This is a genomic window from Bacteroides sp. 3_1_23 (assembly GCF_000162555.1).
Classification (GTDB): Bacteria; Bacteroidota; Bacteroidia; order Bacteroidales; family Bacteroidaceae; genus Bacteroides; species Bacteroides ovatus.
In genome coordinates this window covers 2,076,558-2,090,531 of the sequence record NZ_GG774949.1, presented here as the reverse complement: position 1 = coordinate 2,090,531, position 13,974 = coordinate 2,076,558, and the positions used below count along the sequence as shown (strand labels likewise).

Annotated in this window: 11 protein-coding genes; 8 read left to right on the top strand and 3 right to left on the bottom strand. The window is 41.3% G+C overall.

Annotation, left to right across the window (positions count from 1 at the left end; all coding sequences use genetic code 11):
* Window positions 1-114: 114 nt before the first annotated feature.
* Window positions 115-2,145: an excinuclease ABC subunit UvrB gene (gene uvrB / locus HMPREF9010_RS15990; RefSeq protein WP_004303633.1), complete on the bottom strand. Its 2,031-nt coding sequence runs from the start codon at window positions 2,143-2,145 to the stop codon at window positions 115-117.
* A gap of 135 nt (window positions 2,146-2,280) precedes the next feature.
* Here uvrB and HMPREF9010_RS15995 point away from each other — a divergent pair, with 135 nt between their 5' ends.
* The 5 genes from HMPREF9010_RS15995 to HMPREF9010_RS16015 all read left to right on the top strand — a co-directional run bounded on the left by HMPREF9010_RS15995 (window position 2,281) and on the right by HMPREF9010_RS16015 (window position 6,059).
* The gene (locus tag HMPREF9010_RS15995; protein WP_008648218.1) at window positions 2,281-3,579 is read left to right on the top strand and encodes a phenylacetate--CoA ligase family protein; all 1,299 of its coding nucleotides are present in this window, start codon (window positions 2,281-2,283) and stop codon (window positions 3,577-3,579) included.
* Between the two features lie 19 nt (window positions 3,580-3,598).
* The gene (locus HMPREF9010_RS16000) at window positions 3,599-4,024 is read left to right on the top strand and encodes an amino acid-binding protein (RefSeq protein ID WP_004299992.1); all 426 of its coding nucleotides are present in this window, start codon (window positions 3,599-3,601) and stop codon (window positions 4,022-4,024) included.
* Between the two features lie 329 nt (window positions 4,025-4,353).
* Entirely contained in the window at window positions 4,354-5,157 is an 804-nt protein-coding gene (locus HMPREF9010_RS16005; protein ID WP_004299990.1) for an outer membrane protein assembly factor BamD, read from the top strand.
* Window positions 5,158-5,171: 14 nt separating this feature from the next.
* Entirely contained in the window at window positions 5,172-5,507 is a 336-nt protein-coding gene (locus HMPREF9010_RS16010; protein ID WP_004299989.1) for a DNA-directed RNA polymerase subunit omega, read from the top strand.
* A 108-nt stretch (window positions 5,508-5,615) separates the two neighbouring features.
* Window positions 5,616-6,059 carry a DUF4293 domain-containing protein gene (locus HMPREF9010_RS16015; RefSeq protein WP_004299988.1) on the top strand — a complete coding sequence of 148 codons (444 nt, stop codon included), beginning with the start codon at window positions 5,616-5,618 and terminating at the stop codon, window positions 6,057-6,059.
* 129 nt (window positions 6,060-6,188) lie between these two features.
* Here the strand turns inward: HMPREF9010_RS16015 and HMPREF9010_RS16020 are convergent, their stop codons facing one another.
* On the bottom strand, window positions 6,189-6,923 hold the full coding sequence (locus HMPREF9010_RS16020) for a porin family protein (RefSeq protein ID WP_004299987.1): 735 nt from the start codon (window positions 6,921-6,923) through the stop codon (window positions 6,189-6,191).
* 7 nt (window positions 6,924-6,930) lie between these two features.
* A complete protein-coding gene (locus tag HMPREF9010_RS16025) occupies window positions 6,931-8,697 on the bottom strand; it encodes a LysM peptidoglycan-binding domain-containing protein (RefSeq protein WP_004317903.1) in 1,767 nt (588 codons plus the stop codon).
* 158 nt (window positions 8,698-8,855) lie between these two features.
* Between HMPREF9010_RS16025 and uvrA the strand changes: the two genes are divergently transcribed.
* The 3 genes from uvrA to HMPREF9010_RS16040 all read left to right on the top strand — a co-directional run bounded on the left by uvrA (window position 8,856) and on the right by HMPREF9010_RS16040 (window position 13,922).
* The gene (gene uvrA, locus HMPREF9010_RS16030) at window positions 8,856-11,681 is read left to right on the top strand and encodes an excinuclease ABC subunit UvrA (protein WP_004303626.1); all 2,826 of its coding nucleotides are present in this window, start codon (window positions 8,856-8,858) and stop codon (window positions 11,679-11,681) included.
* Between the two features lie 104 nt (window positions 11,682-11,785).
* Window positions 11,786-12,265, top strand: coding sequence for a Cys-tRNA(Pro) deacylase (gene ybaK / locus HMPREF9010_RS16035; protein ID WP_004309260.1), 480 nt, complete (start codon window positions 11,786-11,788; stop codon window positions 12,263-12,265).
* A gap of 97 nt (window positions 12,266-12,362) precedes the next feature.
* Complete coding sequence (locus HMPREF9010_RS16040; protein WP_004303622.1) at window positions 12,363-13,922, top strand: peptide MFS transporter; 1,560 nt, start codon at window positions 12,363-12,365, stop codon at window positions 13,920-13,922.
* Window positions 13,923-13,974 lie beyond the last annotated feature (52 nt).

The window sequence follows — 13,974 nt, the reverse complement described above, 5'->3', positions numbered from 1 at the left end:
CCCTTAATTGGTGTTTTTATAACACTAATTAATAGACTAAATGCGAAGTTACAGGTTTGTTAAGAGTTTCAGCCCTTAGCAATCAGGCTATAATAAGTGAACAAAGGGGAAATTTTATCCCCATTTCTCTTTCATCAAGTCCTCCAGTTTCAATAATTCGTCACGATATTGTGCGGCTTCGATAAATTCAAGTTTCTTGGCTGCTTCCTGCATCAGTTTGCGGGTACGCTCGATACTCTTTTCCATCTGCGCTTTACTCATATACTGCACTATCGGATCTGCTGCGATATTCGGAGTAGAAGGTTCTACATAAGCATGTCTTTCTTTCAACAGCTCATCTGCCTCTTTTGCATTACCGAATACAGACAAGTTTCTGGCCTTTTTAATCTGTTGCGGGGTAATTCCGTTTGCCTCATTGTATGCCAACTGCTTTTCGCGGCGACGGTTCGTTTCATCAATCGTCAGTTTCATACTATCCGTCATCTTATCAGCATACATGATTACCTTACCGTTCACATTACGCGCGGCACGTCCCGCAGTTTGTGTCAACGAACGGTGGGAGCGGAGGAATCCTTCTTTGTCTGCATCGAGAATAGCGACGAGAGACACTTCCGGAAGGTCGAGACCCTCACGAAGCAGGTTGACCCCGATAAGTACGTCATAAACTCCTTGCCGGAGATCATCCATAATCTTCACACGTTCCAGTGTGTCGACATCACTATGGATATAGGTACATCTCACATTATTATTAAGAAGATATTCTGCCAGTTCTTCTGCCATTCGTTTGGTTAGTGTAGTGACGAGTACGCGTTCTTCCTTTTCAATACGGAGCTGGATTTCTTCCATTAAATCGTCAATCTGATTGAGACTCGGACGTACTTCGATGATAGGATCAAGCAGACCGGTAGGACGAATCACCTGTTCCACGACGATTCCTTCCGACTGAATCAATTCATAATCCGCCGGTGTAGCACTGACGTAGATTACTTGTTTTGCCATCTCCTGAAACTCTTCAAATTTCAACGGGCGATTGTCCATAGCGGCAGGCAATCGGAAACCATATTCCACAAGATTGATTTTTCGCGCACGGTCTCCTCCGTACATTGCACGGATTTGGGGTACACTTACGTGGCTTTCGTCGATAACGATCAGGAAATCATCCGGAAAGAAATCGAGCAAACAATAGGGGCGGGTACCGGCAGCACGGCCGTCGAAATAACGGGAATAATTCTCAATTCCGGAACAATGTCCCAATTCCCGAATCATTTCCATATCGTAAGTTACTCGCTCATACAATCGTTTGGCCTCGTATTCCTTGCCGATAGATTCGAAGAAAGCTACTTGCTTGGTCAAATCATCCTCTATTTCATGAATAGCACGGAGAGTAGCCTCTTTGGTAGTCATGAACAGGTTGGCCGGATAAATCTTATAGGCGTCAAATGGTGCGATAGTGACTCCTGTGATAGGGTCTACCTCTTCGATGCCGTCAATTTCATCCCCCCAGAAGGTGACGCGGAGCAGGTTGTCGGTATAAGCCAGATAAATATCCACCGTGTCGCCCTTGACCCGGAAATTGCCACGGTTCAAGTCGATATCATTGCGAACATACAAACTGTCTACCAAACGACGTAGAAACACATTGCGGTCCATCATCCGTCCCCGTTCTATTTCGATGACATTTTTGTAGAAGTCCGAAGGATTTCCCATACCGTAGATACAAGATACGGAAGAAACCACTACCACGTCTTTTCGCCCGGAGAGTAGGGCGGAAGTGGCAGAGAGCCGGAGCTTGTCGATTTCGTCATTGATGGCGAGATCTTTCTCTATATATGTATCACTGTTCGGCAGATAAGCTTCCGGCTGGTAATAATCATAGTAAGAAACGTAATATTCTACCGCATTGTTTGGGAAAAAACCTTTAAACTCACTGTAGAGCTGGGCAGCCAGTGTTTTGTTATGGCTCAAAATCAACGTAGGTTTATTGATATTGGCGATCACATTGGCAATGGTAAATGTTTTTCCCGACCCGGTCACTCCCAATAAAGTCTGTGCGGGAACTCCCTGAAGGACCCCTTCAGTAAGTTGTGCTATAGCTTCCGGCTGATCTCCGGTAGGTTTATAAGCTGATGTTAGTTCATAATTCATATTTAAATCCTAAAAAGTGGAGCAATATTCGGTAAAATAATCGAGATAACAAATCATTTTTCCAAATAAATCCTTTACTTTGCAACATATTAATATCAAAAAACAGATTCATACAACTAGTAATACCAGAAACACATGATTTGGAATGAGAGCATTGAGTGTATGGACCGCGAAAGTCTTCGCAAGATTCAAAGCATACGACTCAAGAAAATTGTAGATTACGTTTATCACAACACGCCTTTCTATCGAAAGAAGATGCAGGAAATGGGGATTACTCCCGATGACATCAATAGTATTGATGATATTGTAAAACTGCCGTTTACCACGAAACATGATTTAAGAGATAATTATCCGTTCGGACTTTGTGCCGTGCCGATGAGCCAAATTGTACGTATTCATGCTTCTTCCGGAACAACCGGAAAACCGACGGTTGTCGGATATACCCGTAAGGACTTGTCTACATGGGCGGAATGTATATCACGTGCTTTTACCGCTTATGGAGCGGGGCGTTCTGATATTTTTCAGGTATCTTATGGATACGGACTGTTCACGGGCGGATTGGGAGCACATGCAGGAGCCGAAAATATCGGTGCTTCTGTTATTCCGATGTCCAGTGGTAACACGGAAAAACAGATAACCTTGATGCACGATTTCGGATCGACCGTGCTGTGTTGTACTCCTTCCTATGCGCTTTATCTGGCAGATGCAATCAAAGATTCCGGTTTACCGCGTGAAGAATTCCGACTGAAAGTCGGTGCTTTCGGTGCAGAACCCTGGACGGAAAATATGCGTCATGAGATAGAAGAAAAGTTGGGAATCAAAGCATACGATATTTATGGCTTGAGTGAGATTGCCGGACCGGGTGTCGGGTACGAGTGCGAATGTCAGCACGGGACTCACTTGAATGAAGACCATTACTTCCCGGAAATCATCGACCCGAATACATTGCAACCGGTGGAATCCGGTCAAACGGGAGAACTGGTATTTACTCATTTAACCAAAGAGGGTATGCCGTTACTTCGTTACCGTACGCGTGATTTGACGGCCTTGCATCATGATAAATGTTCCTGTGGCCGTACATTGGTACGTATGGATCGTATTTTGGGACGTAGTGATGATATGTTGATTATCCGCGGTGTGAATGTATTCCCGACGCAGATTGAATCAGTCATTCTTGAAATGGAAGAGTTTGAACCGCATTATTTGTTGATAGTAGGTCGTGAAAACAATACCGATACAATGGAACTCCAGGTTGAAGTACGTCCGGAATTCTATTCGGATGAGATCAACAAAATGCTGGCTTTGAAGAAGAAACTGGGAGGACGTTTGCAAAGCGTACTCGGACTGGGAGTCAACGTGAAACTGGTAGAGCCTCGCAGCATTGAACGCAGCGTAGGTAAAGCAAAACGTGTGATTGATAACAGAAAGATTTAATACTTAAAACTTTACGATAATGGTAGCAAAACAACTTTCTATTTTTTTGGAAAATAAGTCAGGCCGTTTGACGGAAGTGACTGAAGTGCTGGCGAAAGAAAATATCAATCTTTCTGCCTTGTGCATTGCCGAAAATGCTGATTTTGGTATTTTGCGTGGAATTGTATCCGATCCGGATAGAGCATACAAAGCTTTAAAAGATAATCATTTTGCAGTGAATGTGACTGATGTGGTAGGTATAAGCTGTCCCAATATACCAGGTGCTTTGGCAAAAGTGCTGGGATATTTATCAGAAGAGGGCGTATTTATTGAATATATGTATTCGTTTGCCAATAACCATATTGCAAATGTAGTGATCCGCCCCAGCAACCTGGATAAGTGTATCGAGGTGTTGAAAGAAAAGAAAGTCGATCTACTGGCTGCAAGTGACTTGTATAAGCTGTAAATATACAGTGAGCAATAAATAATGAACGGTAAACAGTTGTGTTATCCAATTCAAGGACAGCGCAATTGCTTACCGTTTTTACTATAAATATAGTGACGCTATCCGGTGAAGATAGTGACGGTATATGCCAACGATACCGTCACTATCCTGAACACATACCGTCACTATTGTGATTCGTTTATAATCTGCAGTTTATAGTTTGTCATTTGTATTTCGACGTCATTTTCTCTCCTTTTGTCGATGTTTAACGCCTTTTATGTATTAAAAAACACAGATTAATTGCTAAATTCCCAGCGAATAAGTAACTTTGCGCATTATTTTTAAATAGGATGAAGAAAAATATCATTATAACTTTGCTTGCGGCGGCTACTCTTACATCATGTGGAGAGTACAATAAATTGCTGAAAAGCACCGATTACGAATACAAGTACGAAGCCGCCAAAAACTATTTTGCGAAGGGACAGTATAATCGTTCAGCTACGTTGCTGAATGAGTTGATAACCATTCTGAAAGGAACCGATAAAGCGGAAGAATCTTTGTATATGTTGGGAATGAGCTACTATAATCAGAAAGATTATCAGACAGCTGCCCAGACATTTATCACCTATTTCAATACATATCCTCGTGGTACTTTTACCGAATTGGCACGTTTCCATGCAGGTAAGGCTTTATTTCTGGATACTCCGGAACCACGTTTGGATCAGTCAAGCACTTATCAGGCTATCCAGCAATTGCAGATGTTCATGGAGTATTTCCCGAACAGCACAAAGAAGCAGGAAGCACAGGATATGATTTTTGCTTTACAGGATAAACTGGTTTTGAAAGAGCTTTATTCAGCAAGGTTATATTATAATCTGGGTAATTATTTGGGCAATAACTATGAGTCTTGTGTAATCACAGCTCAAAATGCATTGAAGGATTATCCTTATACTGATTATCGTGAAGAACTTTCCATTTTAGTTCTGCGTGCAAGACACGAAATGGCTATCTATAGCGTTGAAGACAAGAAGATGGATCGTTACCGCGAAACGATTGATGAATATTACGCTTTTAAGAATGAATTTCCTGAAAGTAAATATTTGAAAGAAGCCGAGAAGATATTCAATGAATCACAGAAAGTAATTAAAGACTAAATTTAAATAGATTTATGGACTACAAAAAAACGAATGCTCCTGCTACAACAGTAACCCGTGACATGATGGAACTCTGTGCTGATACAGGTAATGTTTATGAAACAGTTGCCATTATTGGTAAGCGTGCTAATCAGATCAGTGTAGAAATCAAAAACGATCTTTCTAAGAAACTGGCAGAGTTTGCTTCTTACAATGACAATTTGGAAGAAGTGTTTGAAAATAGAGAGCAAATCGAAATTTCTCGTTATTATGAGAAATTGCCGAAACCGGACTTGATTGCTACGCAAGAATACATCGAAGGGAAAATATATTATAGAAATCCGGCTAAGGAGAAAGAAAAACTTCAGTAATTTATTTTCTGACGAAGAATTTGATAGTCAAGTAGTAAGTGGGATGATGATCCCTGCTCCTTATTGCTTGGCTATTATTGTTTAACTCAACTACTATTTAGAATACTTATGATTCAACGAATTCAAACTGTTTATTTATTGATTGTTGTAGGATTGCTGATTACAGCCATGTGTTTGCCGATGGGCTACTTCATTGATGCGATGGGAGAACATCCTTTTAAGGCATTAGGATTGGAAGTAAACGGTGCTATTCAGTCTACATGGGGCTTATTCGGAATTCTGATGGTTAGCACCATCGTGGCTGTGGCTACTATCTTTTTGTATAAGAACCGTATGCTGCAGATTCGTATGACAATTTTCAATAGCTTATTATTGGTAGGTTATTACATTGCTGCCCTTGCTTTTTATTTTGCATTGAAGAATGATGAAAATATGTTCCGTATAGGCTGGGCATTGTGTTTGCCGCTTGTTTCCATCATCCTGAATATACTGGCTATCCGTGCTATCGGACGGGATGAGGTGATGGTAAAAGCTGCGGATAGATTGCGATAAAAAGGACTAAAGTCCCCAGAAATAGAAATCCCCGCTAATTCGTTTAGAGTTAGTGGGGATTTTTTTTAGTTCGTTGTGAATGAGATCTTTAAATAAGAGGTTTTAATCTCTTCCTCCTTGAAAGAGGGGTTATTTCTTCAAATCAAATAAATATGTGAGCTTTATGGTAATGGTTCCATGCGCTGCACGGGCGAAATAATCTTTCTTAGTAGTGCTGTAGAAATCAGACAGGGCAAAGTAATAACGGCCTTCAACGATGAAGCTACCAGCTTTCTTTGTTCTAAGTTCTACACCACCGCCACCGGCAATACCATAGTCAAATTTATTTTGAATCTTAACTCCGTACAGGGCTTTCTGTGTATCAGATAAGCTATTCATATCAATACCTTTTATTGTTTCCGATTCACTGATTAGAAAGCTGATTTGAGGACCTGCATGGACAAAGAATTGCAATCCTCTGTCTCGTCCGAAAGCAAGGTGAGCGAGGAAAGGAATATCTATATAAGTCATTTTGCGAGTGTAAGTTTTAGTAGGGTCCTTCGAAGTGACTTCATATCCGTTGGCGTCCAGTGATATTGTTTCAAATAATTGGTCCCAGCCTCGTTGCGAGACATTCAACTCGACCTGTGCGCCACAAATCATGGCAAAATACTTCTCGGATATATAACGTGCTGTCAAACCTCCGGTAATTCCCATCAGGCTATTTTGCTTGATGGTGGGAGTAAAGGAAGCACTGTTTAAATTGACACCTCCATTGATACCTACCGATAAATTGTTTCGTGCTTCTCCGATTTGAGCGACAGCAGGAAGGGCAAATCCTGTAAGTAGGAGTGTTGCGATCAAAAATGGTTTTATCTTTATCATTTTCGTATTATTCGAAGTCAAGTTTTACTAATTCAAAATTCTTAGTGAAACGTATGAAGAACACCTTTTTATTAATAAATCCTCCCCAGTTGTTTACACGCTCGAATTTGAATCCGGTCTGGATAGGAGTCAGGTTCATTTTAGGCAGATTGTTTTCCAGTTCCGAGCCATAAAGCGATAATCCTTTCAGGAAGAAGAAGCCGGTGTCAAAACCCAGCATTGCGTAATTAGGGTATTTGCTTGCCAAATCTTTGCTATACCATTTATGGTAAGCATTGGTAAACTGCACAGCTGCCGGGAACAACGTATTCGTATAGAATGAAGAATAGAAATATACATCCAATTCAAAGAAGTTTTCCAGATGATCTCTGGTATAGGTCTGCCATTCCGGATAGCCGAACAGATGAATATTCTCTGCAGGATTCTCTCTGACTAACAGCGTCAGTTGAGGAAGTATCTTAATTAGTAAGACGTTGTTGCCTGATGTCGGAATAAAGATGTTTTCTTTATCACTGCGGAGCGCTGCTTTCAACGTTTCTTTCGTTGCGCTTTCACTGACGGTTCTCATTGGAATTCCTTTACTTTTCAACTCTTGTTTCAAGCCGCTGATAAATTCCGCTTTCTCCTTATCAACGCTCGCCGGTTCTATGAAGATAACGTTTGCATTGGGAAATTGACGGGTGAAGTGCTCGTAAACTTCTGAATATAAGTAAGATTGAGGCGTATTGATCTGATAAACAGCTGGGTTGTTGAATACCTCTTCTCCTTTTTGAGAGAAAGGAATCACCAGGCGTATGTCGTTCTTCTCTGCGAAGTCGGACAATGGCTTTATTTGATTCTGATGCATCGGACCGAAGATGATATTCATACTTTTCATCTCGTTCTTGGCAAGAATCGTATTTAATGTAGAAACCTCTTTTCCGCAATCATATACATATAGATCAAGAGAAATACCTGTACGTTTCAGACTGTCTACTGCCATCAGGAAACCTTCGTAATATTCCACCATGCGTTTGTCTTCCTGGAAAGGCAACAATAAAGCTGCTTTAATGGTAGACAGCTTTTGGGGAGTCTCTTTACTTTTGCGGAAAAGCTCGCTATTGCTGGGAGGAATAGCGTAAGGATCTTCCTTCTGTGTAGGTTGCACGGTCGTTGCTGCCGGGTAAGGGATGCAAAGGAATTGTCCCTTTTTCATGCCTTTTTTCAGTTCCGGGTTAGCTGCAATTAACTCCTGCTCGCTGATTCCATATTCACGGCTCACGCTAAAAATAGTCTCTTTGCGTTTTACCTTATGCATATCCTTGCATTTCGGCACAACAGGACCTTGAATGGTGGTCTGTTCGGTAGGCGTTTGAGTTGCAGTAGCAGTTTGCTCTTCTTTTTTCTGCGGAATCAGGATGACCTGTCCGATGCGGAAATTTTCGGCACTCAAACCGGGGTTTGCTTCACAAATATCTTTGGCGGATACATTATACATGGTTGTCAGTTTGTATAGTGTTTCTCCGGCTTGAATCGTATGGAATGTTTCTCCCTTCTGACTCTCTTTTCCCGTAGGAATTTTGATTGTCTGTCCGGCATAGATCTTTTCGTCACAGCCCGGATTCAGACGTATAATGTCTGATGTAGTGACATTATACATCTTGGAGATGGAGTATAAACTTTGTCCTTTTTCGATGGTATGCAAGAAATATGATTGGTTTTCTTGTGCATAACTGATAGCATATGAAACGCTTATAAAAAGCAAAAATAAGAATATACGGTTTATCGGTTTCATCAAATTATAACTATTGGTTCTTGAAATCAAGGAACAAAGGTACAAATAATGCCCTATATCTTCATAAGATTTGAGTTAAGAAAATAATATTGTGCTTTTTTAGGAGCATATTTCGGGCGGAAACATTAATTTTGCAACATTTATGGAAGGATATGAATATGCAGGAAACAGAATATATTAATGTGTACGGTGCGCGCGTGCACAATTTAAAGGATATTGATGCCGAAATTCCCCGTAACAGTTTGACTGTTATCACCGGATTGAGCGGTAGTGGAAAATCTTCTTTAGCCTTCGATACGATTTTTGCCGAAGGACAGCGTCGTTATATCGAAACTTTTTCAGCGTATGCCCGTAACTTCTTGGGCAATCTGGAACGTCCGGATGTCGATAAGATAACAGGTTTGAGTCCGGTTATCTCCATTGAACAGAAAACAACGAATAAAAATCCCCGTTCTACCGTAGGAACGACTACGGAGATATATGATTATCTCCGTTTGCTGTATGCCCGTGCGGGAGTGGCTTATTCGTATCTGTCGGGTGAGGAGATGGTGAAATATACCGAAGAGCAGATTCTGGACTTGATTCTGAAAGATTATAAAGGAAAGAAAATATATCTGCTGGCTCCGCTAGTTCGTTCACGTAAGGGACATTACAGGGAACTTTTCGAACAAATACGTAAAAAAGGATACCTGTATGTGCGGGTGGACGGAGAAGTGCGTGAAATCACGCATGGTATGAAACTCGACCGCTATAAAAATCACGATGTAGAAGTGGTTATTGATAAATTAGTGGTAGCGGAGAAAGATGACCGGCGTTTGAAACAGAGTGTGGCAACCGCTATGCGCCAGGGAGATGGGTTGATGATGATTCTGGATGCCCAATCTGAAAGTATCCGTCATTATAGTAAGCGGCTCATGTGTCCTGTCACCGGATTGTCTTATCGTGAACCGGCTCCGCATAACTTCTCATTCAATTCACCGCAAGGGGCATGTCCGAAGTGTAAGGGATTGGGAGTAGTCAATCAGATTGATGTGGACAAAGTGATTCCCGATCGTGAACTTTCCATTTATGAAGGAGCGATAGCACCTTTGGGAAAATATAAGAATGCGATGATTTTCTGGCAAATCGGTGCTTTGCTCGAGAAGTACGACGCAACACTGAAAACTCCGATAAAGGAGTTGCCGGACGATGCGATTGATGAAGTCTTGTACGGTTCTGACGAACGGATTAAAATCAAGAGTTCGCTGATCGGTACTTCCTCCGATTACTTTGTTACTTACGAAGGAGTGGTGAAGTATATTCAGATGTTGCAGGAAAAGGATGCTTCTGCAACAGCACAGAAATGGGCGGAACAATTTGCCAAAACAACGGTTTGTCCCGAATGTAAAGGGGCTCGTTTGAATAAAGAAGCTTTGCATTTTCGTATCCATGATAAGAATATCAATGAGTTGGCGAATATGGATATCAACGAGTTATACGACTGGTTGATGAAGGTGGATGAGTTCCTGTCCGATAAGCAGAAGAAAATATCGGTGGAGATTCTGAAAGAGATTCGCACACGTTTGAAGTTCTTGCTGGACGTGGGTCTGGATTATCTGGCATTGAATCGTAGCTCTGTTAGTCTTTCTGGTGGTGAGAGTCAGCGTATCCGCTTGGCTACACAGATTGGTTCGCAATTAGTGAATGTACTTTATATTCTCGACGAGCCGAGTATCGGTCTGCATCAGCGTGATAATCTGCGTCTTATCAACTCGTTGAAAGAACTCCGCGACATGGGGAACTCCGTGATTGTAGTGGAACATGATAAGGATATGATGTTAGCTGCCGACTATGTCATCGATATGGGTCCGAAAGCCGGACGTCTCGGAGGCGAAGTCGTTTTCGCCGGAACCCCGCAGGAGATGCTGAATACAGATACAATGACTTCGCAATATCTGAATGGCAAGATGAAGATAGAAATCCCTGCCAAGCGTAGAAAAGGAAATGGGAAATCTATCTGGCTGAAAGGAGCGAAGGGGAATAACCTGAAGAATGTAGATGTTGAATTTCCGTTGGGTAAACTGATTTGCGTAACTGGTGTATCAGGAAGTGGAAAATCCACCTTGATTAATGAAACTTTGCAGCCGATTCTTTCACAGAAATTCTATCGTTCTTTACAAGATCCTTTGGAATACGATTCGATTGAAGGGTTGGAAAATATAGATAAGGTAGTAGATGTGGATCAATCACCTTTGGGACGTACGCCACGCTCCAATCCTGCGACTTATACCGGTGTGTTTTCTGATATCCGTAACCTGTTTGTGGGTCTGCCGGAAGCTAAGATTCGTGGTTATAAACCGGGACGTTTCTCCTTTAATGTTGCAGGTGGGCGTTGTGAAGCATGTACGGGAAATGGTTATAAGACGATTGAAATGAATTTCCTTCCTGACGTATATGTGCCTTGTGAGGTTTGTCACGGTAAACGTTATAACCGGGAAACACTGGAAGTGCGTTTCAAGGGAAAATCAATTGCCGATGTACTTGACATGACGATCAACCGTGCTGTGGAATTCTTTGAAAATGTGCCGCAAATCTTGAATAAGATTAAAGTCTTGCAGGATGTCGGACTTGGGTATATAAAACTGGGACAATCTTCTACCACTCTTTCCGGTGGAGAAAGCCAGCGTGTGAAACTGGCAACGGAGCTATCAAAAAGAGATACGGGCAAAACTCTTTATATCCTTGACGAACCGACTACCGGACTTCATTTTGAAGATATCCGTGTATTGATGGGAGTATTGAATAAGCTGGTAGATAAAGGTAATACTGTTATCGTCATCGAGCACAATCTGGATGTGATTAAAATGGCGGATTATATTATCGATATGGGCCCTGAAGGTGGTAAGGGCGGGGGAGAACTCCTTAGTTACGGAACACCGGAAGAAGTTGCGAAGAGCCCTAAAGGATATACACCTAAGTTTCTTCGCGAAGAGCTGGGTCTCTAATTTAAATCATAGAGTACCAACTTATCGGACAATCTTCGATGAGTTGGCACTTATCATATCATATTCTTTATTTATCAGATACAGAACTTATAAATACAACGAAAATGAAAATCAATAAAACAAATGCCGCACGGCTGTTAGATAAGGCTAAGATAGCCTATGAATTAATTCCCTACGAAGTAGATGAAAACGACTTGAGTGCTGTTCATGTGGCAGCAAGTTTAGGAGAGAACATCGAGCAGGTCTTTAAAACGCTTGTTCTGCACGGCGATAAAAGCGGATATTTTGTCTGTGTCATTCCGGGAGAACATGAAGTTGATTTGAAACTGGCAGCTAAAGCTTCGGGTAACAAGAAGTGCGAGTTGATTCCCGTAAAAGAACTTCTGCCACTTACCGGATATATCCGGGGAGGTTGTTCGCCGATCGGTATGAAAAAGCATTTTCCTACTTATATTCATGAAACCAGCCAACAATTTCCGTATATTTATGTAAGTGCCGGTGTACGGGGACTTCAGATAAAAATAGCTCCGGAAGATTTGATTCGTGAATCCAGGGCGGAAATTTGTCGTTTATTTGAGGAGTAGTTTAACAAATCATTGTGCAAAAACTCGAGAAAAAGTATATATTTGCAAGAAATATTTATTTAAATCAATCAATTATTAATTCTAAAAACTTATATCTATGTTCAGTAAACACCCTAAAGGTCTGATTGCTGCAGCTTTAGCTAATATGGGAGAGCGTTTTGGCTTCTATATTATGATGGCGATTTTGACATTGTTTATTTCAGCGAAATTTGGATTGTCCGAGACAACTACCGGATACATTTATTCCGCGTTTTATGCTTCCATTTATATTTTAGCTTTGGCGGGAGGTGTTATTGCTGATAAGACGAAAAATTTCAAAGGCACTATTTTAGTAGGGCTGATATTAATGGCTGTCGGTTATTTGATTATTGCCATTCCAACTCCGACTCCTGTTCCTAGTATGGCTCTTTATCTGGGATTAACCTGTTTCGGGCTTTTGGTGATTGCTTTTGGTAATGGTTTGTTTAAAGGAAATCTTCAGGCTTTGGTCGGTCAGATGTACGATGATCCCAAATATTCCAATCTTCGTGATGCCGGTTTCCAGATATTTTATATGTTTATCAATATTGGAGCTGTTTTTGCACCGTTTATTGCTATTGGTGTACGCAACTGGTGGTTGAAGGTGAACAACTTCGATTATGATGCTACTTTACCTGAATTGTGCCATCAATATTTAGAAAAAGGAAATGATATGGCTCCACAGGCAATGGAGAATCTGACAACTTTGGCTAAGACTGCTGTTCTCGATGGAACTCCTGTAACCGATATGGGTATGTTTGTGAATAGCTATCTTGACGTGTTTAACCGTGGTTTCCAGTATGCTTTTATGGCTGCTATTGGTGCTATGCTTGTTTCGCTGATTATTTATATGGCAAATAAGAAACGTTTCCCGGATCCTGCGACTAAAATGGAAACTGGTAAAGGGACTGCGACTGTGAACAAGGAAGAAATCCAAATGAGCGCTACTGAAATAAAACAGCGCATCTATGCTTTGTTTGCAGTATTCGGTGTTGTTATTTTCTTCTGGTTATCTTTCCATCAGAATGGTTATTCTTTGACCTATTTCGCCCGTGACTATGTGGACTTGAGTGTGATTAATATTGACTTAGGTTTTACGCAGATCAAGGGAGCTGAAATATTCCAGAGCGTTAATCCGTTCTTCGTTGTATTCCTGACTCCCTTTATCATGTGGATGTTCGGTTCAATGAAAAAGAATGGTAAAGAACCTTCTACTCCGATGAAGATTGCCATTGGTATGGGTATTGCCGCGTTAGCGTATGTATTCTTAATGGTATTCTCATTTACATTGCCTTCGAAAGAGGTGTTGGGTACTATGAGTGCTGCTGAAATCAATGCTATTCGTGTGACTCCGTGGATTATGATCGGCCTGTATTTCATTCTTACGGTTGCCGAACTGTTCATCTCTCCTCTGGGATTATCATTTGTATCTAAAGTAGCTCCTCCTCATTTGCAGGGGCTGATGCAAGGTTGCTGGTTGGCTGCAACAGCTGTGGGTAACTCACTGTTGTTTATCGGTGGTATTCTTTATACAACTGTGCCTATTTGGGCTTGTTGGTTGGTATTTGTAGGAGCAACTGGTGCTTCCATGATTGTAATGCTTTCAATGGTAAAATGGTTGGAACGTGTAGCGAAATAAAATCCTGTCATTAACTAAATAACCAAAATGCCCGACATTATATATTATTCGG